Annotated in this window: 22 protein-coding genes and 6 pseudogenes; 18 read left to right on the top strand and 10 right to left on the bottom strand. The window is 68.0% G+C overall.

All coding sequences use genetic code 11. From position 1 onward, the window contains the following. Window positions 1-11: 11 nt before the first annotated feature. The 3 genes from ACZ6MZ_RS25350 to ACZ6MZ_RS25340 form a co-directional block, all read right to left on the bottom strand. Complete coding sequence (locus ACZ6MZ_RS25350) at window positions 12-1,121, bottom strand: Gfo/Idh/MocA family protein (RefSeq protein ID WP_469354463.1); 1,110 nt, start codon at window positions 1,119-1,121, stop codon at window positions 12-14. A gap of 62 nt (window positions 1,122-1,183) precedes the next feature. After that, entirely contained in the window at window positions 1,184-2,104 is a 921-nt protein-coding gene (locus tag ACZ6MZ_RS25345; RefSeq protein ID WP_469354461.1) for a sugar phosphate isomerase/epimerase family protein, read from the bottom strand. Beyond that, window positions 2,101-3,210 (bottom strand): Gfo/Idh/MocA family protein, encoded by a 1,110-nt coding sequence (locus ACZ6MZ_RS25340; RefSeq protein ID WP_389785670.1) that lies wholly within the window; start codon window positions 3,208-3,210, stop codon window positions 2,101-2,103. Before ACZ6MZ_RS25340 ends, ACZ6MZ_RS25345 begins: the two co-directional genes overlap by 4 nt. A gap of 226 nt (window positions 3,211-3,436) precedes the next feature. On the opposite strand from ACZ6MZ_RS25340, the gene ACZ6MZ_RS25335 reads away from it, so the two are divergent. The 10 genes and pseudogenes from ACZ6MZ_RS25335 to ACZ6MZ_RS25290 all read left to right on the top strand — a co-directional run. Continuing rightward, entirely contained in the window at window positions 3,437-4,675 is a 1,239-nt protein-coding gene (locus ACZ6MZ_RS25335; protein ID WP_389785672.1) for an ROK family transcriptional regulator, read from the top strand. Window positions 4,676-4,815: 140 nt separating this feature from the next. Beyond that, entirely contained in the window at window positions 4,816-5,985 is a 1,170-nt protein-coding gene (locus tag ACZ6MZ_RS25330) for an acyl-CoA dehydrogenase family protein (RefSeq protein WP_469354459.1), read from the top strand. A 37-nt stretch (window positions 5,986-6,022) separates the two neighbouring features. After that, window positions 6,023-6,391, top strand: a complete 369-nt coding sequence (locus ACZ6MZ_RS25325) for a hypothetical protein (protein ID WP_389785677.1) — start codon at window positions 6,023-6,025, stop codon at window positions 6,389-6,391. After that, the gene (locus tag ACZ6MZ_RS25320; protein WP_469354457.1) at window positions 6,388-7,662 is read left to right on the top strand and encodes an aromatic ring-hydroxylating oxygenase subunit alpha; all 1,275 of its coding nucleotides are present in this window, start codon (window positions 6,388-6,390) and stop codon (window positions 7,660-7,662) included. Before ACZ6MZ_RS25325 ends, ACZ6MZ_RS25320 begins: the two co-directional genes overlap by 4 nt. Before the next feature lie 19 nt (window positions 7,663-7,681). Next, the gene (locus ACZ6MZ_RS25315) at window positions 7,682-8,182 is read left to right on the top strand and encodes an aromatic-ring-hydroxylating dioxygenase subunit beta (RefSeq protein WP_469354455.1); all 501 of its coding nucleotides are present in this window, start codon (window positions 7,682-7,684) and stop codon (window positions 8,180-8,182) included. Beyond that, complete coding sequence (locus ACZ6MZ_RS25310; RefSeq protein ID WP_389785682.1) at window positions 8,179-8,946, top strand: SDR family NAD(P)-dependent oxidoreductase; 768 nt, start codon at window positions 8,179-8,181, stop codon at window positions 8,944-8,946. Before ACZ6MZ_RS25315 ends, ACZ6MZ_RS25310 begins: the two co-directional genes overlap by 4 nt. Before the next feature lie 45 nt (window positions 8,947-8,991). Beyond that, window positions 8,992-9,945: a PDR/VanB family oxidoreductase gene (locus ACZ6MZ_RS25305; RefSeq protein ID WP_389785684.1), complete on the top strand. Its 954-nt coding sequence runs from the start codon at window positions 8,992-8,994 to the stop codon at window positions 9,943-9,945. A 53-nt stretch (window positions 9,946-9,998) separates the two neighbouring features. Next, complete coding sequence (gene hpaC / locus ACZ6MZ_RS25300) at window positions 9,999-10,523, top strand: 4-hydroxyphenylacetate 3-monooxygenase, reductase component (protein ID WP_469354452.1); 525 nt, start codon at window positions 9,999-10,001, stop codon at window positions 10,521-10,523. A gap of 40 nt (window positions 10,524-10,563) precedes the next feature. Continuing rightward, a complete protein-coding gene (locus ACZ6MZ_RS25295) occupies window positions 10,564-11,799 on the top strand; it encodes an amidase (protein ID WP_469354451.1) in 1,236 nt (411 codons plus the stop codon). Window positions 11,800-11,865: 66 nt separating this feature from the next. Then, window positions 11,866-12,333, top strand: a pseudogene (locus ACZ6MZ_RS25290) (hypothetical protein); the annotation flags it as partial. Window positions 12,334-12,431: 98 nt separating this feature from the next. On the opposite strand, the gene ACZ6MZ_RS25285 reads toward ACZ6MZ_RS25290, so the two are convergent. Then, on the bottom strand, window positions 12,432-12,794 hold the full coding sequence (locus tag ACZ6MZ_RS25285) for an enolase C-terminal domain-like protein (RefSeq protein ID WP_469354449.1): 363 nt from the start codon (window positions 12,792-12,794) through the stop codon (window positions 12,432-12,434). Between the two features lie 447 nt (window positions 12,795-13,241). Here ACZ6MZ_RS25285 and ACZ6MZ_RS25280 point away from each other — a divergent pair. Together ACZ6MZ_RS25280 and ACZ6MZ_RS25275 are read left to right on the top strand one after the other, a co-directional pair. Then, window positions 13,242-13,628: pseudogene (locus ACZ6MZ_RS25280) on the top strand (transposase); the annotation flags it as partial. Between the two features lie 167 nt (window positions 13,629-13,795). Further along, a pseudogene (locus ACZ6MZ_RS25275) lies at window positions 13,796-14,281 on the top strand (IS5 family transposase); the annotation flags it as partial. Here the strand turns inward: ACZ6MZ_RS25275 and ACZ6MZ_RS25270 are convergent. After that, window positions 14,236-14,532 (bottom strand): GNAT family N-acetyltransferase, encoded by a 297-nt coding sequence (locus tag ACZ6MZ_RS25270; RefSeq protein WP_469354746.1) that lies wholly within the window; start codon window positions 14,530-14,532, stop codon window positions 14,236-14,238. The pseudogene ACZ6MZ_RS25275 and the gene ACZ6MZ_RS25270 overlap by 46 nt on opposite strands. A gap of 18 nt (window positions 14,533-14,550) precedes the next feature. Between ACZ6MZ_RS25270 and ACZ6MZ_RS25265 the strand changes: the two genes are divergently transcribed. After that, a complete protein-coding gene (locus tag ACZ6MZ_RS25265) occupies window positions 14,551-14,676 on the top strand; it encodes a hypothetical protein (protein WP_469354447.1) in 126 nt (41 codons plus the stop codon). 215 nt (window positions 14,677-14,891) lie between these two features. On the opposite strand, the pseudogene ACZ6MZ_RS25260 reads toward ACZ6MZ_RS25265, so the two are convergent. Together ACZ6MZ_RS25260 and ACZ6MZ_RS25255 are read right to left on the bottom strand one after the other, a co-directional pair. Further along, window positions 14,892-15,244 (bottom strand): annotated as a pseudogene (locus tag ACZ6MZ_RS25260) (integrase core domain-containing protein); the annotation flags it as partial. Between the two features lie 80 nt (window positions 15,245-15,324). Further along, the gene (locus ACZ6MZ_RS25255) at window positions 15,325-16,842 is read right to left on the bottom strand and encodes a GMC family oxidoreductase (RefSeq protein ID WP_469354446.1); all 1,518 of its coding nucleotides are present in this window, start codon (window positions 16,840-16,842) and stop codon (window positions 15,325-15,327) included. Window positions 16,843-17,231: 389 nt separating this feature from the next. Here ACZ6MZ_RS25255 and ACZ6MZ_RS25250 point away from each other — a divergent pair, with 389 nt between their 5' ends. The 3 genes and pseudogenes from ACZ6MZ_RS25250 (at window position 17,232) to ACZ6MZ_RS25240 (ending at window position 19,420) form a co-directional block, all read left to right on the top strand. Then, complete coding sequence (locus ACZ6MZ_RS25250; protein WP_469354744.1) at window positions 17,232-17,501, top strand: NAD(P)-binding protein; 270 nt, start codon at window positions 17,232-17,234, stop codon at window positions 17,499-17,501. Continuing rightward, window positions 17,402-18,019: pseudogene (locus ACZ6MZ_RS25245) on the top strand (IS256 family transposase); the annotation flags it as partial. The gene ACZ6MZ_RS25250 and the pseudogene ACZ6MZ_RS25245, both read left to right, overlap by 100 nt. A gap of 480 nt (window positions 18,020-18,499) precedes the next feature. Further along, on the top strand, window positions 18,500-19,420 hold the full coding sequence (locus tag ACZ6MZ_RS25240; protein ID WP_469354443.1) for a PucR family transcriptional regulator: 921 nt from the start codon (window positions 18,500-18,502) through the stop codon (window positions 19,418-19,420). Between the two features lie 804 nt (window positions 19,421-20,224). Here the strand turns inward: ACZ6MZ_RS25240 and ACZ6MZ_RS25235 are convergent. Continuing rightward, a pseudogene (locus ACZ6MZ_RS25235) lies at window positions 20,225-20,714 on the bottom strand (transposase family protein). A 63-nt stretch (window positions 20,715-20,777) separates the two neighbouring features. Here ACZ6MZ_RS25235 and ACZ6MZ_RS25230 point away from each other — a divergent pair. After that, on the top strand, window positions 20,778-21,158 hold the full coding sequence (locus ACZ6MZ_RS25230) for a hypothetical protein (protein ID WP_389785698.1): 381 nt from the start codon (window positions 20,778-20,780) through the stop codon (window positions 21,156-21,158). A 124-nt stretch (window positions 21,159-21,282) separates the two neighbouring features. Here ACZ6MZ_RS25230 and ACZ6MZ_RS25225 read toward each other — a convergent pair whose 3' ends face one another. After that, window positions 21,283-21,576 carry a DDE-type integrase/transposase/recombinase gene (locus ACZ6MZ_RS25225; protein ID WP_469354742.1) on the bottom strand — a complete coding sequence of 98 codons (294 nt, stop codon included), beginning with the start codon at window positions 21,574-21,576 and terminating at the stop codon, window positions 21,283-21,285. Window positions 21,577-21,996: 420 nt separating this feature from the next. Here ACZ6MZ_RS25225 and ACZ6MZ_RS25220 point away from each other — a divergent pair, with 420 nt between their 5' ends. Continuing rightward, the gene (locus tag ACZ6MZ_RS25220) at window positions 21,997-23,178 is read left to right on the top strand and encodes an MFS transporter (RefSeq protein ID WP_469354441.1); all 1,182 of its coding nucleotides are present in this window, start codon (window positions 21,997-21,999) and stop codon (window positions 23,176-23,178) included. A gap of 191 nt (window positions 23,179-23,369) precedes the next feature. Here the strand turns inward: ACZ6MZ_RS25220 and ACZ6MZ_RS25215 are convergent, their stop codons facing one another. Continuing rightward, a complete protein-coding gene (locus tag ACZ6MZ_RS25215; RefSeq protein WP_384184416.1) occupies window positions 23,370-23,690 on the bottom strand; it encodes a hypothetical protein in 321 nt (106 codons plus the stop codon). Between the last annotated feature and the right edge of the window lie 137 nt (window positions 23,691-23,827).

Here is a 23,827-nt window from a genome sequence, read left to right as displayed (position 1 = left end):
GAAGCTCGGGATCAGTGGGCGTAGCGGGGCTCGGGGCGCTCGCAGCTGCTCTCCAGTGCGACGACCCGGTTCTCCTGCTGCGAGATCTCGAAGCTCGCGAGGACTTCCAGGGTGTGGAAGGCGAACTCGCCGTTCGCGCGGTGCGGTTCGCCGGCGAGCGCGCCGACGAGATCCCGTACTCCCAGGCCCCGGCGGTGCTGCTCGGGTGTGCCGACGGCGCCGAACAGTTCGGTCACCGGGGTGAGCACCTCCCAGTCGCTGTCCTGGTGGCGCTTGATCCGTACGTCGCCGTCGAAGAAGTTGGGGTTCGGCAGCGCGAGCGTGCCCTCCGTGCCGTAGATCTCGATCCGCGGCAGCTCGGTGTCCCAGACGTCGAAGCTCATCAGGACAGTGCCGATCGCCCCGGAGGCGAAGGTCAGCACGGCGGACGCGTGGGTGGGCACCTCGACGGTGATCTCGTCGACCACGCGGTCGGGGCTCGTGACCTTGCGGGTCTTCGCGCCGATGCGGGTGGCCGCGGAGAGCGAGCTCACCGGGCCGAGGCAGTTGATCAGAGCCGCCAGATAGTAGGGCCCCATGTCGAACACGGGCCCGGCGCCCGGCTGGAAGAAGGAACGGGGGTCGGGGTGCCAGGTCTCGGCGCGGCTGGAGCGTACGAAGGCGGTGGTACCGACGACCTCGCCGATCAGCCCGGCGTCGATCGCGTGCCTCGCGGTCTGCACCGCGCTGCCCAGGAAGGTGTCGGGAGCCGATCCCAGCAGCCGCCCGCTGCGCGCCGCGGCTTCGAGGATGCTCCTGCCCTCCTCGACGGTAACGGCAAGGGGCTTCTCCGCGTAGACGTGCTTTCCGGCCTCCAGCGCGGCGATGGTGGTCTTCGCGTGGAACTGCGGCGGCGTGATGTTGATGATGATCTCGACGCTGTCGTCGGCGAGGAGTTCGGTGTCGTCCCCCCATTCCGGGATGCCGAATTCGGCGGCGGCCTGCTTGGCGCGGGCCGGGTCGATGTCGGCGACGCGGACCACTTCCAGCTCCGGGAAATTACGCAGACCTTCGACGTAACGGCCGAATATGTTGCCCGCGCCCAGAATCCCGATGCGGTGCCGCGTGTTCTCCTGAGCCATGAATCTCCTGCGCTTTCTTGTCAGTTGGGGGACGTGTCGGTCGAGTGGCGGGGCGCGGCCCGTCAGGCCACGATCAGTGGCCGCAACGTGCGGTGGGCAATCTCCAGCCCCGTCTTGACCTTCTCCTCGGTGCCGCTCCACACGGGGTCCTCGTGCTCGACCGAGAGCGTCCCGGTGAAGCCGTTCTCGTACAGGGCGTCCACGACGGCGTTCCAGTCGACCTGGCCGCGGCCCGGGACGCGGTAGCGCCACCAGCCGTTGTCCCAGGGGTCGTCGCGCTCGACCGCCTTGCCGAAGAAGCCGTAGCGGTCGATCGCGCCGGGCAGGATCTCGGCGTCCTTGGCCTGGGCGTGGACGATCCGGTCGGCGTACGGCGCGATGGTCTTCACCGGGTCGACGCCGATCCAGGTGAGGTGCGACGGATCCCAGTTGAGGTAGAGCCCGAGGGAGGACATCCACTCCCACAGCTCGGGCGAGTAGGCGAGGTTGCCCGGGTAACCGTCCGGGTGCCAGCCCTCCATCACACAGTTCTCGATGATGAGGCGTACGTCGCGTTCGCCCGCGTACTCGACGAGTTCGGGGAAGATCTTCTCGGCCTCGCGGAGGCTGTGCGCCACGGGCCGGGTCCAGTCGCGGCCGACGAAGGTGCCGACGTACGGAACGTCGAGGGAGGCCGCGGCGTCGATGACCTTCTTGAGGTGGGCGTGGATCTCTTCCCGGCGCCCGGCATCGGGGTGGAGGTTGTTCTCGTAGTACGCGAGCGCCGAGAGCTGGAGCCGATGACGCAAAAACAACTCCCTTGTCTCGTCTGCCTGTCGGGTGCCGAAGTCGGCCACCGGCAGGTGTGCGGCTTCGAAGTCACGGCCGCCGGTCCGCGGCCAGGCGGCGACCTCGAGTGCCTCGTATCCCGCCTCGCTCGCCCAGGCGGCGATCCGCGCCAGGGAGAGCTGCGGCAGACAGGCGGTGAGCATTCCGAGTTTCATATGAGGGTCTCCTGGCTGATGAGGGTCTCCTGGTCGCGCGGAGCGGACACGTCGGTCCAGGCGAGGGAGCCGGCCGACCGCAGTACGGCTTCGACGAGCCGGGCCGAGCGCGCCCCGTCCGCACCGGTGGGCAGGCCGTCGGGCGCGCCGCCCTCGATGGCCGTATAGGCGTCGGTGACAAAGGAGTTGAAGCAGTCGGCGTAGCCCTGGGCGTGTCCGGCGGGCAGCCGGGACAGGCGCCGCTGCTCGGCGGAGCCGTGCTGTGGATCGCGTACGAGAATCCGTGCGCCGTCCCGGGCGCCCAGCCAGGCGGTCTCGGGGTTCTCCTGGTCGAAGACCGCACTGCCATCGGCGCCGTCGAGTTCGAACCACAGCCGGTTCTTGCGGCCCGCCGAGACCTGGGAGACCGTCAGCGTGCCGAGGACACCGTCTTCGGTGCGCAGCAGTACGGCGGCCACGTCCTCGGTGGGCCGGTTCGCGAACGTGGTGCCGATGCGAGCCGTCAGCTCGGTGAAGCGGACTCCGGCGACCCACTCCACCAGATCGCACCAGTGGGATCCGATGTCGGCGAAGGCCCGCGAGGGCCCGCCCTCGGCCGGGTCCACCCGCCAGGACGTCGCGTCCTCGGCCAGCAGCCAGTCCTGCAGATAGCTGCCGTGGATGAGCTGCCACGCCCCGAACTCACCGCGCAGGCGGCGGTCGCGGATCTCCCGGACGAGGGGGTGATAGCGGTAGACGAAGGGAACCGCCAGCAACAGCCCGGCTCGCTCGGCCAGTTCGGTCAGCCGCTCGGCGTCGGCGGCGGACGTGGCCAGCGGCTTCTCGCAGATCACATGCTTGCCGGCGCGCAGGACCGCTTCGGCCTGCGGGACGTGCAGGGCGTTGGGCGTGCAGAGGTGCACCACCGTGACGCTCTCGTCGGCGAGTACCGCATCGAAGTCCGGATACCGAGCCGGTACGTCCCACTCCTTGGCGACCTGTGCGCTGCGCCCGGGAGTCGATGCCACCGCTCCGGCGAGGACACCCCCGGCCGAGCGGATGGCCGCGGCGTGTACCGCGCCGATCATTCCGGTCCCGACCACGACCGCTCGCAGGGAACCATTCACCGGTGCACCTCCGCCGTCTTCCGACCGACCGCGGCCTGAACGCCGCGTTGCGCATCACCATCGTTTAGTTCGTCGGAAAAGCACAAGAGGCCCTATTTAATTTTCTGGAAGGCCTAACATCGAACAAACATCTGGCCTAAACCGAAACGATCTCGGCGCGATCCCGACATCGTTGGCCTGAAGAGTCCATTGACGGACGGAAGACGGCATCATTAAGGTCACTGGAATGCATAAAGGCGACGGATATAGCGAGGGACACACCGCCAAAACGGCCCCGTCCTCCCCGGTGCCGGTCGCGCTGCGCAGGGTGCTGGACCTCGTGGTCTCCGGTGAGGCGACCAGCCGCGCGGAGATCTCCCGGCGCAGCGGCCTCGCCCGCTCGACCGTGGGCCAGCAGGTCGACCACCTCGTGGCGCGCGGCATACTCCAGGAGCTCGAGAGCAGGGAGTCGGTCCGGGGACGCCCGCCGCGGGTCCTGACGATCAGCCCGCAGGCCGGGACCATCGCCGTCGCAGACATCGACACCCCGTCGAGCCAGGTCGCCATCGCCGACCTCACCCAGCGGGTGATCGCGCACGAGACCGTAGACATCCGGATCGACGCCGGGCCCCGGGCGGTGCTGGACGTGGTGACGGAGCGGCTGTCGAGCCTGTTGGCGAAGCACGGCCGCGACCCGGACCGGGTACGCGAGACGGTGGTCGGTCTGCCGGGCCCCGTCGACTTCCAGCAGGGCTGCGCGGTACGTCCGACCGGGATGCCCGGATGGGACGGCTACCCCGTCGCCGAGCACCTGCGCACGGTCTTCCGCTGCCCGGTCGTGGTGGACAACGACGTCAACCTCATGGCGCTCGGCGAGGCCGGCCAGGCCACGGCGGACACTCCGCTGCTGTGCATCAAGATCGCCAGCGGTATCGGTGCCGGGATCGTCACCGCGAACGGTGACGTGTACCGCGGAGCCGACGGGGCGGCCGGCGACATCGGCCACATCCGGGCGGTCGGCGGCGGCGATGTGCTGTGCGCCTGCGGCAACCTCGGCTGTGTGGGAGCGCTCGCCTCCCACCGGGCGATCCTGCGCAGCCTCGGTATTCCCGAGGCGACGGGCGAGGACCCGCTGCACGGCGCGCACGAGTTGGCGCTGCGGGTGGCCAACAGTGATCCGCCCGCCCTGCACGCGCTGCGCCAGGCGGCCACCGAGATCGGCGAGGTGGTGGCGATGCTGGTGCACATGTTCAACCCCCGCACCCTGGTGCTGGGCGGCCCGCTGAGCGAACTCCGCGACGATCTGCTCTCCGGAGTCCGCGCGGTCGTCTACCAGCGCGCCCTGCCACTGGCCACCCGCAAACTCACCATCACCACCACCCAGCTCGGCGCCGCAGCCGGAATCCACGGCGGGATCGCGCTCGCCACCCGGGACATCTTCAGCCCGCCGGGCATCGCACGACTCCTTGCGAGCGAGCCCACGTAAGGGCTCCTGGCGCGCCGGACCACGTAAAGGAATCCCCTACACACTCCAGCCAACTCCCAATTGTCGGCCCGTTCCTGCCGCGCCTAGCGTGAAGGCACGGCGGGATCGAGGACCGCCCGGCAATGCGAGGAGTTTGTCCCATGACGCAGTCGCTGGATTCCCCGGCACCGGTCGATTCCGACGCCCGAGCGGCCTTCGACCGCGTGCTGTCCCAAGTGGCCGACCGACGCGCGGAATTCGAGGAGAAGCGCCACGTTCCGCAGGACATGGTCGACGAGTTCAAGCGAGCCGGTCTCTACCGGGCGGGCGCCCCGAAGCGCTTCGGCGGCGACGCACTGCCGCCGGCCGAGTTCCTGCGGCTCATCGAGCGGATATCGGAGGTCGACGGATCGGCCGGCTGGGTGGCCAGCTTCGGCTCGTCCCTCGTCTATCTGGCCGCGCTACCCCTGGAGACCCAGGCCGAGTTGTACGCCGACGGGCCCGATGTGGCCTTCGCCGGCGGCCTGTTCCCCGTCCAACCGGCCGAACTCGTCGACGGCACGTACCGGGTCTCGGGCCGGTGGAAGTTCGCCAGCGGCTGCAAGGGCGCGGACGTCCTGGGTGTCGGCATCAAGGCGAGTGGGGACAAGGCCGGTCAGCAGAACGCCGGTCGTCCGCTGACCGCCGTGCTGCGCCCCGAGCAGCTGGAGATCGTCGAGAACTGGGACGTCATCGGCCTGCGCGGCACCGGAAGCCACGACCTGGTGGCCGACGGAGCGCTCGTCCCCGAGGAGTGGACGTTCGTACGCGGCGGCGAACCCACCGTCGATGAACCGCTGTACCGCTACCCGACCGTCCCCTACGCCGCCCAGGTCCTTGCCGTGGTCGGTCTCGGAGTCGCCCGCGCCGCACTCGACCAGGTGATCGCCAGCGGCGGCCGCGCCGGATTCACCGGCGCCCCGAAGCCCGCCGAGCGCGCCACCTACCGCATCGCGGTGGGCCAGGCAGAGGCCGAGCTCCGGTCCGCGCGCGCCTTCTTCTACGAAACCACCGGCGAGGTGTGGGCGACGGTGGAGGCGGGAGATCCCGCGACCCCCGAGCAGGCAAGTCTGCTCCGGCTCGCCTCCGCCCATCTCGCGAAGACCTCGTTCGAGGTCGTCCGCGCCGCGTACCAGCTCAGCGGCATCCCGGCCATCGCCGACGGCAACCCGATGCAGCGCTTCCTGCGCGACGCGTCCGTCGTCCCGCAGCACGCCTTCCTCCAGGAGGGCATGTACGACGGCGCCGGCGCGGTCCTCATGGGCGTCCAGCCCTTCCCCGGCTACCTCTGACAGGCCCCGGTCACCCCTGAAAGGCAGGAACCCCTCCATGCCCGAGTCCGGCAACAAACCTCTGCGGGTGCTCTTCTGCATCGGCGTCAACCAGAACTTCTTCGATCTGCCCACCGGTCAGGGCAAGGCGGTCTGGGACGGGTTCACGACCATGCTCTCCCAGCTCTGGGAGCTGCCCGGCGTGAGCGTCCTCGGCACCATGGACGACGACCAGCACATGGTCGGCCCCTCGGGCTCCTGGCCCTGGACGTCGTACGTCCTCGCCGACGTGACCGACCAGCCGACGGTGGCCGCGGCCTGCAACCTCTTCCGTACCGTCCAGGTCGGTGAACACGGGCTGTGGCGCTACATGAAGATCGAGGCGCGCGTCGGCCGTCCGCTGCCGGAGCCGGAGGTCACCCGATGACCGTCTCCCCGGAGATTCCCGACATCGCCGCGCTCGTCGAGGACGACCGCGTCGCCGGCACCCTCTACACCGGCCCGGAGCTGTTCGAGCTGGAGATGGACCGGATCTTCCACCGCACCTGGGTGTGGGTGGCCCACGAGAGCGAGATCGCCAAGGCGGGCGACTTCAAGACGGCCTGGGTCGGCCGCCGTCCCGTCATCGTCAGCCGCGACCGCCGGGGCGGCATCAATGTGCTCCTCAACCGCTGCCGCCATCGCGGCGCCAGCGTCTGCGAGGTCACCAAGGGGAATGGCAACGGCTTCACCTGTCCCTACCATGCCTGGTCGTACGCCCTGGACGGCACGCTGCGCGGCATCCCCTATCCCGAGGGCTACGAAGACGTCGCGGAGAAGAAGGACCTGCCGCTGCAACGCCTCAAGGTCGGGACGTACGCGGGCATGATCTTCGCCAGTTTCAGCGACGAGATCGAACCGCTGGAGGACTTCCTCGGCGGGGCGCGGCTGTGGATCGACCGCTTCATGAAGCAGGGCGCCGGCTATCCGATCAAGGTGCAGGGCGAGCACAAGTTCCGTTTCCAGGGCAACTGGAAGATCCAGTTGGAGAACACGACTGACTGGTACCACTTCCCGATCGTGCACCGCTCCTGGATGTCGTCCGTGGACGCCGAGACCGCGAGCATGCTGTCGATCATGACCGACGAGAGCGCGGTCACCCACGCCCTCGGCAACGGCCACAGCGTGTCCGTCTCCGTCGCCGAGCACGCCGACCTGGACGTCGACGACGGCACCGAGAAGCTCCAGGACCGCTTCGGTCATGTCATCGAGGAGCTGTCGAAGGACCTGCCTCCGGAGCGCGTGCGGCGGATCGTGCGCTCGCTGCACGGCGCGGGCTTCAACCTCAACCTGTTCCCGAACGTGGCCATGTCCATGTCCTTCTTCCGGGTCCTGCGGCCCGTCTCGGTCGCGGAGACGGAGATCCGGCATGTGGCCCTCGGCCTGGACGGCGGCCCCGAGATCGTCAACCGCGAGCGGCTCCGCATCCACGAGCACTTCCAGGGCCCGTTCGGCTTCGGCAGTCCCGATGACGCCGAGGCATGGAATCGCGTCCAGCGCGGCGTGGCCGGCGGCGTCGACATGCCGATCCTCGTCAACCGAGGCCTTGGCCGGGAGAAGCCCAACGACCTGGGCCAGCCGACCTCTCACGCGACCGACGAGACCGGCATGCGGGAGGCGTACGCGATGTGGAAGAGGATGATGACCGATGTCAAGTGACGGCCTCAGTACGGCAGTTGTGGATGCAGAACTGCCACTCGACGACCCGCGCGCCCTCGCCGCGCTCTCCCTGATCTGGCGCGAGGCCCGCCTCCTCGACGCCAAGCGGTACGAAGAGTGGGACACGCTGTGGGCCGAGGGTGGCGAGTACGTCATCCCCATCGACCCGGAGACGACGGACTTCGTTGGCTCGCTGAACCTGGTGTACGACGACGACCGGATGCGCCGGATGCGCATCGAGCGGCTGACCGGTGGCTTCTCCATCTCGGCGACGGCCGCGGCCCGTACGGTCCGCACCGCCTCCCGCTTCACGATCGCCGCCCGTGACGAGTCCGAGGATTCCATCGAGATCTGTTCGGCGCAGGTGGTCGTGGGCTACAAGCGCGGCGAGACCTTCGTCCTGGCGGCCGATGTCACGCACCGCGTCAGGTTCACCGACGACGGTCCCCGCATCGTCCGCAAGGTCGTCCGTCTGATCAACTCCGAGGACTCCGTGACGGCTTCGGGGTTCCTCCTGTGAGCCCGGCAGGGTGGGAGGACGACCAGCCGCGCGTCGCGCTGGTCACCGGAGCGGCCCGCGGCCTGGGTGCCTGTATCGCCTCCCGGTTCTACGACCGCGGCTACCGCGTCGCCGTCACCGACCTGGACGGGGAAGCCGCGGTCAAGGCCGCCGCCGACCTGGACCCGACCGGGAGTTCCGCGGTCGGGCTCGGCCTGGACGTCCGGGACAAGGCGGCGTTCGTACGTGTGCTGGACGACCTGGTCGAACGTTGGGGCGCCGTCCACGTCCTGGTCAACAACGCGGGCCTCTCCAAGGTCGAGGCGTTGATGGACATCACTCCCGACAGCTTCGGCGCGGTCGTGTCGGCCAACCTCGACGGCACGTTCCTCGGCTGTCAGGTGCTCGGCGCGTACTTCGCCGAACGCGGATACGGACGCATCGTCAACATCGCCTCGCTCGCCGGGCAGAACGGCGGCACGGCGACCGGCGCGCACTATGCCGCGGCCAAGGGCGGCGTCACCACGCTCACCAAGGTGTTCGCCCGCGAACTCGGGCCGCAGGGCGTGACGGTCAATGCCATCTCCCCCGGCCCGCAGGAACTGCCGTCCGTCCGCGAGAACGTCGACCCGGACAGGCTCGCGCAGATCGAGGCCTCGATTCCCGTGCGCCGCCTCGGGCGCCCCGAGTTCATCGCCGACATGGCCGTGCTGCTGGCGGCGGACAACGCGGACACGGCGACCGGGGCGTGCTGGGACGCCAACGGCGGCCTCTACATGCGCTGAAGCCCCTCGCCCCTTTGGTTCCGCCCCGAATGTGAAGGCAGACGGATGTTCACTGTCACCGTCACCGAGGCCGTCGCCGTCACCGGCGCGGTCAAGGTCCTCCGGCTGGCCCGCTCCGACGGCGGCCCGCTCCCCGGCTACCCGGCCGGTGCCCACGTCGATGTGACCGGGCCGACCGGGATCACCCGTCCGTACTCGCTGTGCGGACCGCCGCACGACCCCGACGCCTACACCATCGCGGTCAAACGCGAGGAGACGTCCCGGGGCGGCTCCCAGGCCCTGCACGACAAGACGGAACCCGGCACGGAGCTGCGCATCGGCACACCCCGGCAGCTCTTCGGCCTCGACTCCGGCGCGAGCGAGCACCACCTGGTCGCGGGCGGCATCGGTATCACCCCGCTGCTGGCCATGGCGTACGAACTGCTCGGCACCGGTGCGGACTTCAGGCTGCACTACGTGGCGCGGAGCCGGGCCGAGGCGGCCTTCGCGGACCGGCTGGAGGAGTCCGCCTTCGCCGACCGGGTCGTCCTCCACTTCGGGCACGGGCGGGAGGCGGCGATCCGGGCACTCTCCGACGCGCTCACCCATCTCCCGGCGAGCGCACACGTCTACACCTGCGGACCCCAGGGGTTCATGGAACAGGTCGCCGCGCTCGCGGCCCACAGTGTGCCGGAGGGCCAGATCCACTCCGAGCTGTTCCAGGCGGCGGACCAGCCGGACGCCGCTCCCGGCGAGAGCTTCGAGGTCGAACTCGACACCGGCGAGGTCTACACCGTGCCGGCCGACAAGACCATCGCCGAAGTGCTGGAGGACAACGGAGTCCCGCTCGACACCTCCTGCCGCGAGGGCATCTGCGGCACCTGCGTCCTACGGGTCCTCGACGGCGAGCCCGACCACCGCGACCACTGCCTGACCGCCAAGGAAAAGGCGGCGGGCGACCAGATCGCCGCGTGTGTCTCACGCTCCAGGTCACCCCGGTTGGTGGTCGAGCTGTGGTGAGCGGGCACGCCAAGCGATGCGCCGGAGTCCGGCGCAGAGAGGAACAGACGACCATGAACGCGTACGACACCCAACGCGCCCCGAATCAGGCGGACTTCCGGGAGGCGATGGCGCACCTTCCCGCGGCCGTCAACATCCTGACGACGGACGGACCGAACGGCCGTTGCGGCATCACCGTCAGCGCGGTCTGCTCGGTGACCGACGATCCGCCGACCGTCCTGGTCTGCGTCAACCGCAAGAGCGCCATGCACGACGTCTTCAGCGCCAACGGCCGCGTGTGCGTCAACGTACTCGGCGGGGATCAGCAGCAGTTGGCGCTGCACTTCGCCGGCGCGACCGAGGCGACCATGGCCGAGCGCTTCACCTGGGACATCTGGGACCGGTCGCATGACGTGCCGGTGCTCAAGGACGCGGTGGTGACCGTGGTCGGCACCATCAAGGACTCCAAGGCCATGGGCACCCACAGCGTGCTGTTCGTCGAGATCGAGCAGATCCGCACCCGACCGGGCGGCCACAGCCTCGTCTACTTCAACCGCACCTTCCACCGGCTGGACTCGGCTCCGCCGGTGGCCTGTTGAGGCCCGTTGCGGACCACCCCTACTCCGAAAGCAGGTTGACGTGCCCTCACTGACATCCGCCGCGCAGGACCCGCGCGAAGCGGTCGACGGCGCGCTGCGGCGCCTGTCCGAGACCGAGCCGGACATCCGTGCCTGGGCTCTCGTCGACGCGGAGGGTGCGCGCGAGGCGGCCGGGCATGTCACGGACGGGCCGCTGCGGGGTGTGTCGGTCGGTGTCAAGGACGTCATCGACGTCGCCGGGCTGCCCACCGAGTGCGGCTCCGCGCTCCGGCGAGGGCGGATCGCCAGCTCCGACGCCTGGCTGGTGGACCGGCTGCGCCGTGCGGGCGCCGTAATGCTGGGCAAGACGGTCACCACCGAGTTCGCGTACTTCCAGCCGGGCCCGACCCGCAATCCGCACAACCTCGCCCATACTCCGGGCGGTTCCTCCAGTGGGTCCGCGGCGGCGGTCGCTGCGGGCGTGGTGCCGTTGGCGCTGGGCTCGCAGACGGCGGGTTCGCTGACCAGGCCGGCGTCCTTCTGCGGTGTCGCCGGGTACGTCGCCCCGGTCGGCGCCTGGTCGACTCGGGGGTTCACCGGGCTCAGCCCGAGCCTGGACGCGCCGGGGCTGATCACCGCCGGGGTCACCGACCTGGCCGCCGTGGTCGAGGCCGTCGACGGCACCAGGGCCGACCTCCCGGACGGGATCAGGGTGTTGGTCTGGCCCGGCACCGAACTGGCCGACATCGACCCGGCGATGCTCGACGCGCTGGACCGCACCTTCAGGGCGCTGACGGCAGCCGGTGCCAAGGCGAACGACCTGGCCGGCCAGGTCCGGACACCCGAACTCGCCGAGACCCACGCCACCGTCATGGCGTACGAGGCCGCGCGTTCCCTGGCCGGCGAGGCGGAGCACCCGGAGTCGTTGAGTACGCCCCTGCGTGAGCTGCTGGAGCGCGGGCACCGGACCCCCGAGGGCGAGTACCGCGCGGCACTGGACACCGCGCGCACCGCCCGTGCCCGCGTCCTGGACCTGCTCACCCGGGTCGACGTGATCCTCGCTCCGGCCGCACCGGGCCCCGCCCCGCACGGGCTGGACGCCACCGGCACCCCCGTGCTCAGCCGCCCTTGGCAACTGCTCGGCCTGCCCGTCGTCACCGCCCCCGGCCACCGCGACCCGCACGGCATGCCGCTCGGCCTCCAACTCGTCGGCCATCCCGACCGCGTGGCCCGTCTGCTCGGCATCGCCCGGCACACGGAGGCGCTCATCCAGGAGACGGCCGAGGGCACCCGATGAAAATCACCGCGATCGAGGCGATCCCGTACTCGATCCCGTATGTGAAACCCCTTTGCTTCGCGAGCGGTGAGGTGCACAGCGCCGAGTACGTGCTCGTCCAGGTCCACACCGACGAAGGGCTGGTCGGAGTCGCCGACGCCCCGCCCCTTCACCTACGGCGAGACACAGCAGTCCGTGATCGGTGTGATCGAGAGGATCTTTGCCCCGCAGCTCACCGGCATGGACGTGTTCGCCCGCGAGCAGGTACACGCCCGCCTGCACCGGACCGTCGGCAATCCGGCCGCCAAGTCGGCCATAGACATGGCCCTTTGGGACATAGCTGGCCACGCCCTGGACCAACCCGTCACCCAACTCCTCGGCGGCTACACCGACCGGATGCGCGTCTCGCACATGCTCCGCTTCGACGCCCCGGCACGGATGGCCGTCGAGGCCGAGCGAATCCGCGACACGTACGGCATCACCACCTTCAAGGTGAAGGTCGGTCGGCGGCCGATCACGCTCGACCTCGATGTGTGCCGGGCGCACCGCGAAACCCTGTGCGACGAGGCCGAGTTGTACGTCGACGGCAACCGCGGCTGGACCGCCTCGGAGTCCGCGGTCCAACAGCCCGGACTGCACAAAGGCAAGATCCATCATCGTCCCTCCCCAAGGGCCCGGAAGTCGATCGCGACGCCCAGACCGGGCAGGTCCCGTACGGCGAGCGTGCCGTCGGTGATCGTGACCGGTTCGGTGAGCAGGTCGTCGCTCATGTCCAGGAAGTTGGAGAGTTCGCCGGCGCTGCGGGAGGCGGCGGCGTACGCGGCGCCGAAGGCGACCGTGCACACCGTGCCCAACTGGCCGTCGACCTGCTTGCCCATCACCACCTCCGCGCCCATCCCCTCGCACTGGAACAGCACGCGCTGGGACTGGGTGAAGCCGGGTGCGATGTACGACGCGCTGAACGCGGGCTGGCTGGAGCCGACGCGGCTGCGCAGACTGCTGACGTTGCACCGCACGTCACTGACACGCTCTTCGTCAGCGCTGTCCTCCGCCCCGACTACAGCACGGTGTTCGGCCGTACGGCGGCCTGGAGCCCCTGATACGCCTGGCCGAGCGGTGCGGCCTGGGCGACCTGGCCGGCGCGCGGCTGCACCTGCCCGCCACCGCCGGGCGCGGGCGGGCTGCTGGTGCTGCGGGCGGACTCCGCGTTCTACGCGAGCGAGGTGATCGCCGCCTGCCGGGCGCTGGATGCACGTTTCTCGGTCACCGCCCGGTCCGCCGCCCCTGGGAACGGCCCGCCGAGCCACGCCGGCTCACCCCCGCACGGGTCCGCCGGTAGTTCCGCCACCTCCGCGCGAAGACCCCCGCCGCTTCAGCAGAGCAGCGACCTCCGACGCGGAGATCACGTCCGTTTCTAGGCCGTGTATCGAAAGTGGATCTTGAGCGTTGGATGATCGTGGTTCATGGCGCGGGGAGATCTCATGGACGAACAGTGGGCGGTGCTGGAGCCGTTGTTGCCGAAGGGGGCGAAGGCCGGGCGGCCGGCTGTGTGGCCCCGGCGGCAACTGATCGAGCGCATACGGTTCCGGGTTCGGACGGCGGTTCCGTGGCGGGACGTACCCGTCGAGTACGGGCCGTGGGGCCGGATCTGTGACCTGTTCCGCCGATGGCAGCGCAACGGCGTCTGGCACCGGGTCCTCACGCAGCTCCAGTCCGTGGCCGACGCAAAGGGTGCGATCACGTGGGACCTGAGCGTTGACTCAACTGTGTGCCGCGCCCACCAGCATGCGGCCGGTGCCCGGAAGCAGGGTGAACTGCAGAAGGAACCGCCGGGCGGTGTCTCCAGCGAGCCTAAGGGCTGTCCCGTAATCCCTGGCGGGCGCACGACGACAGCTACGGCACCTCGCTGCGTTGTCGGAACGCCCGAATACATCCAGTATGCGGACGTCCCTCCGCCTTGCGATGCACCGTATCTGACGCCGTGCGCTGATCCACCACGGATTACGGGACAGCCCTTAGTGATCACGGACTGGGACGCTCGCGAGGCGGATTCACCACCAAGCTGCACCTGGCCGTCGAGCAGGGCCAGAAGCCTATGTCGATCGTCGTGACGGCTGGACAGCGCGGAGACTCGCCGCAGTTCGAACCGGTTCTGGAGAAGGTCCGCGTTCCCTGCATCGGGCCGGGCCGCCCGCGCGTCCGTCCCGATCGAGTGCGCGCTGACAAGGCGTACGCCTCCCGCAAGAATCGCGCTTATCTGCGCAGACGCGGCATCCGCTGCACCATCCCGGACAAAGCCGATCAGGCGCGCAATCGAAGGAAACTCGGCTCCCGAGGCGGTCGTCCGCCGAAGTGCGATCCGGAGGACTATAAGGCCAGGCACGCCGTCGAGTGCGGCATCAATCGCCTCAAGAGGCACCGCGCCGTGGCCACGAGGTACGACAAGCTAGCCGTCCGCTACGAGGCGACCGTCCTCGTCGCGGCTATCAATGAATGGCTGTAACCAGCGTCATCGAGAACAATCCAGTAGCGGCGCTTGACCCCGATTTCGGTATTGCGCACATCCTCGAGGACGCCGCCATTGCTTTCGATGGTGCGCGCCGAGCCGACGTTGCCGTCGTCACAGGTGAGGAGGACCCGGTCCAGACCGAGCGCCGGCGTCGTGGGTAGAACCGCTCCCAGCGCCCACGTGGCCAGTCCGCTTCTTCTGGCAGAAGGCCGAATGCTGTAGCCGATGTGTCCGCCGCCTTCCAGCAGGAAGGCGTTGAGATAATGCCGAAGGTCAATGGCCCCGAGATATGTCTCGCCGTCGACGATCTACCAGTGGGTGGCGTGGACGCGTCCTTCCCCGACAGGCAGCGACCGGTCGGACTGCTGGCGCAGTCGCTCGACCCATGAGGCGAACCCTTCCGGGCTGTCGAGGTCATCGTCGCCAGCCAGACGCAGGCCAGCCCCGTCCTGGTGATGAGGAGTGCAACCGTCCTGTGGGAGCGATCAGTTCAGCCATGCGATGGACGATAACACCCGCACCCGCTATGTGTTGAGGCACTTTGTCCCGGATCGGGAGCCTGGCTCGTCGGGTGGAGTGCAGCAGGTCAGTCGGACCGAAGCGAGATGGCGTACAGGCGCTTTCCGAGCATGGTGTCGACGTGGAAGAAGTCGGCTGCGATGATCCCTTGGGCTTGGGTGGTCAGGAACTCGCGCCGGCTGGGGCCGGACCGGCGTGGAGCCGGGTCGATGCCCGCGGCGTTCAGGATCCCCCAGACCGTGGACGGTGCGATCGGACGGCCCAGCCGGGCCAGTTCGCCCCCAGAACCAGAACCGGTCGGCCGACTCGTAGCGGACGGGGCCCTTGAGCTGACGTCGCAGGCAACAACTCGGCGTCTTTGGCGGTGTCTCGGCGCAGCAGGACAGCCGGTATGGACAGCATCCTGCGAGCAGTGCGGTAAAACAGCGACAGGATCATCCGGACAGGATCCCAGCCACCACCGACAACCATGGACACCGCGGATCACCTGCAGCGATGACTTTACGAGCCCCACAGCCTCAGCGCACGGCGCGGGTGGCGACCATGTGCGCCGCGCGCTCGGCGATGCCCAGTACGGCCGCGTTGGTGTTGGCCGAGACAATCGAGGGCATCACGGAGGCGTCGGCGATGCTCAGGCCGTCGATACCGTGGACGCGCAGGGCCGTGTCGACCACAGCCTCGTCGTCCGTGCCGATGCGGCAGGTGCCCACCGGGTGGAAGTAGGTGCCGACGGTGTGGCGGATGTGCGCACCGCACTCTTCGTCGGTGACAACCTCCTGGCCAGGGAGGATCTCGTCGTCACGCCAGGCTGACAAGGCGTCGGCCCGCGCGATGTGCCGTGCCATGCGCAAGGCGGCGACCATACGGGCCAAGTCTTCGCTTTCGGCCAAATAGGCGGGGTCGATGAGAGGGTAGGAGGTGGGGTCCGCGCTGCGCAGGCGCACGCTGCCCCGGCTGGTGGGGGTCGCAAGGCCGAAGAGGATCGAGAAGCCCTCTTGGGCACCTGCCCATCGTGGTTTCAGCGCCACGGGCGTGAAGCTCATCAGGATGTCGGGATCCCTGCCCCGGCCGGTGCGTGCGAGGAGCATCGCCTGCCGCGAGGGGCCAGGTACCGGGGACTTCTTCACCCCGTAGGAGATCCAGGCCAGGGGATGGTCGTGCAGGTTGGCGCCTACACCGGGGAGATCGGCACGAACCGGGATCCCTAGCTGTCGCAGATGGTCGGCGGGGCCGATGCCGGAGAGCATGAGAATCTGCGGAGATCCGATGGTTCCCGCGCTCAGCACGACTTCCCGCTCGGCGTGGACGGTGCGTGGCTTGCCGTTCCGAACGTACTCGGCACCTCTGCATCGGCCGTTGTCCATGAGGAGGCGCTGCACCTGTGCGTCGGTGACGACGGTGAGATTGGGCCGTGAGAGCACCGGAAGCAGATACGCGTCCGCAGCGCTCTGCCTGCGGCCTCGGGCGACATTCCTTTCGCACCAGAACACCCCTTCGGCCTGGGGGGCGTTACCGTCCTCACAGCGCGAGAAGCCCGCGTCGACTGCCGCGTCATGGAGGTCCTGCGCGAGAGGAGTCGCGGCGGGCGGCTCCTCGATGGTCATGGAACCCGCTTGTCCCCGGAAGCGCGGATCCCGGCCTCTCGCCCGCTCGCTGCGCATGAGGAACGGCAGCATTTCCTGGTAGTTCCAGCCAACGGCGCCCTGCTGCTCCCAGGCGTCGTAGCTTGATGCGTGGCCGCGCAGGTGAGTCATGCCGTTGATACTGCTGGAACCGCCCAGTACCCGCCCTCTGGGCCAGGTATGGACAGTGTTTTCGGTACCTGACTGAGGTGTTGTCGTGTAGTTCCAGTCCACGGACGATCCCCAGAGACCGACTGCTGCCTCAGGGTTCGCATCCGACATGATCGCAGGGCCCCCTCCGGCTCCCGCCTCCAGAAGGGCCACACGGGCTTCAGAGTTTTCCGACAGCCGGGCGGCCAGCACTGCGCCGGCCGTTCCGCCGCCGACGATGACGTAGTCGTATATTTGCTCCATAGCCATCCTCATTCATCTGGAATTTCCTCACGGACTGCCCGGCGGCTTCTGTGACCGATGGGCGATGAATGAAGGAGGCTACCCGCATGAACCGGGCGCCGAACTCCGAGTTCGGGAAGCGGCACGCGAGGGTTCGTTCCGCAGCCATCGCAGGTCGACTGTGCCGAGACCGCGCGGAGGTTGGTGTTTGCCTCCCTGGCACGAGCGGGGACTGTTTCGTTGGCGTCTGTGCCCAGCAGCCGGATCATGGCACCCAGTTCGTGCCTCCTGCACCGCGTGGCTGACACCTGCTGTGGGCAGGTGCTCCGCGCCCGGGAGCCGATCCTGTTCCTGCCTGCCGCGACCACAGTCCTTCGGTATATCGCCGACGCTGCCAACGCGAGGACCTCATGAACAACGACAAACCGACAGCAGTGGTAATCGGGGCCGGAGTGTCCGGGATGACCGCGGCCCATGCTCTGTCACATCGCTTCGACGTGACCGTCTTCGAAGTCAGAAACCACTTGGGCGGAACGCGGACACACGCAATGTCCCCGCAAGGGAGCCTCGACGTGTCCTGGGCGACGGCGGTGAAGGTGCCAAGTGCTGGCTCCAGGTCCTCACCGAGATCCGCAACCGGGGTGTCGAGGATGTGTGCATGGTCGTCTGCGATGGACTGAAGGGGTTGCCGGACGCCATCGCGGCAGTATGGCCGCGGGCGGTCGCGCAAACGTGTGTCGTTCACCTGATGCGGGCCTCGTTCCGTTACGCGGCCCGCCAGGACTGGGACAAAATATCCAAGGCGCTCAAGCCGATCTGCACCGCACCGCCCGCGAAGGCCGCCGAGGACCGCTTCCTGGACTTCCAGGAGGAGTGGGGCGCCAAATATCCCGCGATCGTGCGGCTTTTGGAGAATTCCTGGGCCGAGTTCGTACCCTTCCTTCAGTTCGACACCGAGATCCGTCGCATCGTCTGCACCACGAATGCGATCGAATCGGTCAACGCGCGGATCCGCAAAGCCGTCAGGGCCCGCGGACACTTCCCGAACGAAGCCGCCGCACTGAAGTGCGTCTACATGGCCATCATGAGCCTGGACCCCACCGGCCAGGGCCGCAAACGCTGCGCCACGCGATGGAAGCCCGCACTTCAGGCATTCGACATCGCCTTCGACAGCCGACTCTCCATCGGCCGTCGGTAACTCACACCACACGAGTTGCACCGATGGCTGGACACGCCCAGGTCACAGCGCAACTCCTCGGCCACCTGGCCCAGTTGGCTCCGGCGCGACGACGTCCCCGCGCCCGTACTGCATGGCTCGTCAGGGGCTCGAAAACGGGTGTCAATCGGTCCTCGAAATGACGGATACGGGCAACGCCTCGCATGTTCCCCGCTCGGCGGAACATGCCAACCTATTCAATGCCGCAGCTCCGACCACTCTTTTGCGATCGTCGCCGGCAGAGGGGAACGCCCGTTTGCGTGCGGCGATACGGGCCACCGCTCGGCCCCAGAGGCGCATAAGGAACTCTTGTGCCGCGCCGGGGCGTGTCCTAGGGTTTTTTACCGATGCCTTCACCGATCCCTTTACCGAGTTGCCCGGAAAATTAGGGAAGTGATTCTTTTGGCTGGTGTTGTACATTCTGCGGCCAGGCTCCGAGTCCACGAAGGGGATCGCGAAGAAATGACCGAAATGATAGGCAGGTCGCTATCTCCGGTCGAGGTGCTCCGCTCGACGCCGGAGGAGGACAGGGTCGCTGACTTCAGAGCGAAGGTGCGGGCCGCAGGGCAGGAGTGGACCGGTAACGAGCCGGACGAGCTGGTTGAGCTGCTGACCAAGGCGGCGGCAGGTGATCCGAGGCTGGCCGCCATCGCGCGCTCCGGGGGTCGCCTGCTGCAGGACTTCCTCGACGGATACCAGCAAAAGACCACTGCGGATGTTTCGCGTGATCTGGCAGCCGACCTCGCCGACGGTCATCCGCTGCCCGCGGACGTGCTCGAAGGGCTTACTCCTCGATACCTGATCGCCGTGGTGAGGCTTGCGGAGCCCGGCCGCGAGGTGGAAGCGTTGCGCGCGGTGGCGGGAGAGGGCACACTGCTGACGCACCGGGACGGCAACGTCATTCTCTTCATCCCGGCAGGCGGTTTAGGCAGCGGCGAACGCTCGGTGACGAGGCTGACCCAGTGTCTTGGCGGCAGGGGCTGGCTCGCGACTGCGGAACGGGACAGAGCACGCCTCGTCGATGGGTTCAACGAGGCGTCCTACGTGCTGAGGCTGGTGGTGGCGGGACTGCGCCCGAGCGGTGCCTACACGATCTCAGACGTGTTGGTCGAGTATGCGTTCACGCTGCACGAGAAGGTGCGGACCAACCTGGCTGCGGTGATCAGGCCGCTTCGGGCGCACAAGGTCCTGTGGGAGACGCTGACTGCCTTCGTCGACTCTGACTACAGCAGGAACAAGGCGGCCCGCAGCCTGTTCATCCACCGCAGCACGCTGGACTACCGCCTGAGGCGGATCGGAGAGGTCACCGGCTGCGACCCGACCAGTGGCAGGGGCGCGCAGATGCTGACGGCGGCGCTGATCGCCGAAACCCTGCATGGATGACCAGGTGTGCGCTGATCGCCGTGCAGGACGGCGCGTAGCCGGCCGCGCGTCGCTGCTTCCGTAGCGGACCTGCAGCGGTCGGACGACGCTCACGACTTGGGCGTGATCGCGTGCGTGCAGATGTAGTGGACAGCGCCCCAGCGGCGTTCCCGTACCGGATCGCACACTCACGCACCGTGGACAGGCCCGCCCCGACAGCACTACCGCTCGGTCAGCGAGTCCGCCGCGGACCGGCTCGCGGCACACTCGAGCACCCCTACCAAATCCTGCCCTGCCTCCGACTCCGAGCTTGCGATGGCAGATGATGAGGTTTCTCGACATCACGGCTGCTGACCTGGAGCGTTGCAGCGATCTCAGTGTTGGTTCTCCCTGTCGCGAGGAGGCACGTTCGTGACCGGGTAACCCTGCGTCGCGAAGCCTGTTCGCAAGCGACCACAGCGCCGCGGCGAGCTCCCCATGACGGTCCGACGGCCCCAGCACGTCGACCCTCCGGTGTCAGCGAGTCGGCGGTGCAACCGCGACGCCCACGCGCGCGACGGGATCAGGACCGGATTCCGCCAACCGATTCGGTCGAACAAGCGCCCGACCTCCATCACATGTGAAAGGGCATCCGCCGCGTCCTCACGGTCGGGTGACGAAGCTCGCAACAACCACCCAGTGCTCGGCATTCGGGCGTCCGCAGGCGCATGGGCCATGCACTGCGCTCATCCGACCGGCGAGGCCACGATCCCTGCACTTGCTGGCGAGCGACACGAGCGAGCGGACGAAAGTGGACTCCGGAACCGTGCTGTACGGCTGGGTGGTCTATCCGGCGAGGGCGAGGTTGTGCATCCGTGCGATACCGAGCATGGCGTGGTGGACGCCGTCGCCTTGGAGACGGCAGTCGAGGAGAATCTTCCAGGTCTTCATACGGGCGAAGACGTGCTCGACGCGGGCGCGGACCTGCTTGTGGGATTTGTTGTGGGCCTGCTTCCAGTCGGGCAGCTCCTCTCCTTTGCGGCCGGTGGGGCATCACGAGCCCGGTGCCCGGATAGCCGCTGTCGGCGATGGTTATGGTCGTGCCGACGGCGGCCTTCGCGCCGGACTCCTCCCATGCCTTGCAGTCGTTTCGGTTGCCGGGCAGGGTCCGGTCCTCCAGTGGCAGGCTCCACGGCCGACCCCTGCGGACCGCGTCTGCACCCTCGCGCCGCAGAACCGTCATCAGCTTGGCAAAGGCGCGCGGGCTCAGCCCGGTGAACGGGGCTGTCCACGAGGACTCCGACGCCGTGATCACACCAGCCGTACGACGGATCATTTCAGTTGCCGACACGTCTCCCCGCGACTGATCCTGGGCATCGGGCAAGCAAGGAGGAACAGGATGGGGCTCATGCTCTCGCCCGGAGACGACGACGTGACCAGCCCAGACGTCTCCTGGTCCTATACCGGCTTCAACATGTTCAGGGAGTGGCTGGCCCAGGCGGAGGGGTTCACCCTTGCGGAGATGAACGGATTCGGTGGAGACCGCGTGTGGAGCAGCGTCTCCACCACGCTGGCACCGCTACTCGACCATCCAGACGACGACGGCTCTCTCGCGCACGCTCAATGCGCGGCCATGCTGCCCAGGCTGGAGGCAATCACCGACCAGCGGCAGCACGAGGACGGCGACCCCGTCCTTGAGCGACGCATCGACGACGTGCGCCAACTGGTCACCGTCATGAAGTACTGCTTGGAGAAGGAAGTCGAGCTCATCTTCTGCTGACCGCCGCAGGCTGTCTCCCGCCGGAGATGAACAGCAGTTACAGGACAGTCCTTAGGGATGCCTGCGGAGCCGGCTGCGGTTGTACTCGATCTCGATGTACCGGAAGACGTCGGCCTGGGCAGCCTCACGGGTTCCGGACGGTGGTTCCGATCTCCGCATTGCGGACGGCAAACCAGCTTTCCGTAACAGAATTCTCATAACAAGAGCCGACACGTCCCATCGACTGTCGTATGCACAACTTGCGTATCTCGGCACGGAATTTGTCATTTGTGTATTCGCTGCCACGGTTGGTGTGCATGATGCAGTCAATTTCCAGGCCACCTCGCCCGGCCGCCATCCGCAGGGCGACGACCGGCAGCCCGGCGTGGTGGTGGTCGGCCATCGCCCAGCCGACCACCTCCCGCGTCGCGAGATCGATACAGGTCGCCAGTTACAACGTCCCTTCCAGCTTGAGTAGTTCGGTCATGTCGCCAGCCAACCGCATCCCGGGGCGGGATGCGGTGAAGTCCCGTCCGACCCGCCCCGGCCACGCCGTCAACCTCGGGCCTGGGCTGTGACCGCAGTTCGACGAGCCGGACAGGTTCGCCGCCTGGTGGTGCGGCCTGAGTGACGCCATCCAACTGGCGAGCCGGCCGCTGTGCCGGAGAAGAGGCGTCCGCGAAGCCGGTGCGACTGGTGGCCGTTTTTAGTGAGTTCTCGGACGGTTCTCCGCGAATTGCGGAAAATCGGAGCTGAGTCACGATGAACCCTGCGCGGGCGCCTAGCATTCGTTCTCCCGAGCGGAGAAACTTGAGGGCTGAATGGACTGGTTCGATTGAGTGGATCTAACAGATGGGTTGTGCTCATCGGCTCGTTCGTGGCCTACATGTTCGACGCGCTGGAAATCTTGCTGCTGTCGTTCATGCTGCCTGTGATCCGCGCCGATCTGGGACTCACGACGACACAGGGCGGCCTGCTCGCCACGGCGACGTTGCTCGGGATCGGGCTGAGCAGCGTAACTGTCGGCTGGCTCGCCGACAACTACGGCCGCAAACGGGCGTTGATGGTTTCGCTCGCGGTGTTCGGCGTGTTCACCGCGGCGATCTTGGTGGTTGATAGTTTCACGATGTTCCTGGTGCTGCGTTTCGTGGCGGGTCTGGGACTCGGAGGGGTCTGGGGAGCGGTGTCGACCTACGTGGTCGAGACGTGGCCGGCCGCGCAACGGGGCCGTGCGGTCGCGTTCGTACTCAGCTCGTTCCCGATCGGCGGGGTGGTCGCCGCGGTCCTGTCGGGTGCCCTGCTCCCGGACTGGCGCCTGTTGTTCTTCATCGGCGGGGTGGGCGTGGTGATCCCGCTGGTCATCGTCGGACTGTTCTTCCGTGAGTCGGCCGAGTGGGTCGAGCAGAAGACCACGCCGGTGAAGGTGAAGGAGATCTTCGCTCCGGAACTGCGCAGGAAAACGTTGCTCGGTGCGACCGTGACGACGTTCGCGATGTTCGGGGCGTGGGGCGCGTCCACGTGGCTGCCCACCTACCTGCAGGCCGACAAGGGCATCCCGGCCGCGACGGTCGCGCTGTTCATGACGGTGCTCAATATCGGGATGTTCGTCGGCTACAACGTCTTCGGACTGATCGCCGACCGGATCGGCGGCAAGTACGCACTGGTGCTGTCACTGGCCGGTGTGGCGCTGACCTTGCCGCTGTACGTGGTCACCGCCGACCACACGATGCTGCTGTGGCTGGGTCCGATGTTCGCCTTCTTCGCGGCCTACGCGGGCGTCTTCGGCGTGTACCTGGGTGAGTTGTTCCCGACCAGGGTGCGGACGACCGGTGCCGGATTCAGCTACAACATCGGGCGTGGTGTATCCGCGTTCGCTCCGCTCACGCTGGGAGTGCTGGCAGCCAACGCGGGGTTCGGTGCCGGTCTGCTGGTGTGCGCGGGCTTCATGGCCTGCGCGGCGATCACCATGACCTTCCTGCCCGACCTGCGCGGCGCGACCCGGCTGCGAGCCTCACCGGCACGCGCCGACAGCCGGCTGTGAGCCCAGCCGGAAGCCGGTGACGACGCCGGCGTTCGTCGAGCTGTCGAACGCCGGCGTCGCACACGTACAACCAGCACCGGCGCCTCGTCGGTCACGTGTTTCAACCGGCTTCTTCTCCACTGTGTCGTCCGGGTGGGGGTCGCCCTGCACGGAACAGATGAGCCGCCACTTCTTGTGGCGGCTCGAGCGTCTCACTTCCGGTCCACCGGATCGTTGTCACCGGTCCGCCACAGGTAGCTGCGCACCGAGAGCGACGCGGCGCGCATGGCCGCGCGGATGTCGTCGAGGTCTTCGCCGGCGAGCTCGCCACGCGCCGGGGTGAGCGTGGGCAGCATCAGCCTGGCCGCCTCCAGCAGGCACAGCATCGCGTCCAGCTGTGCGCTGGCCGGCAGTCTGCTCAGGTCCTCGTACAGGGTCTGAATCAGGGCGTCCGGTTCTGCCGGCGCTGCGGTCTTGGTATCGCGCGCGAAGTTCGTTACGGCCGTTCCTCGAAGCTGCTCCGCTGTGGACACAGGGCTGAGTCTCCTCCCCGGGGTTGGATGCGCGGGAACTGATGATCTTCATGTCGTAGCTCGTCGGCCAACGCCATTCCCCGGCACACGTCACGAACAAGGCCAGAATTCCTCAAAATTTGGAGGGAATTCCGAGG

The organism is Streptomyces sp. NPDC042201 (assembly GCF_055582185.1).
This window is presented reverse-complemented; position numbering and strand designations above follow the sequence as displayed.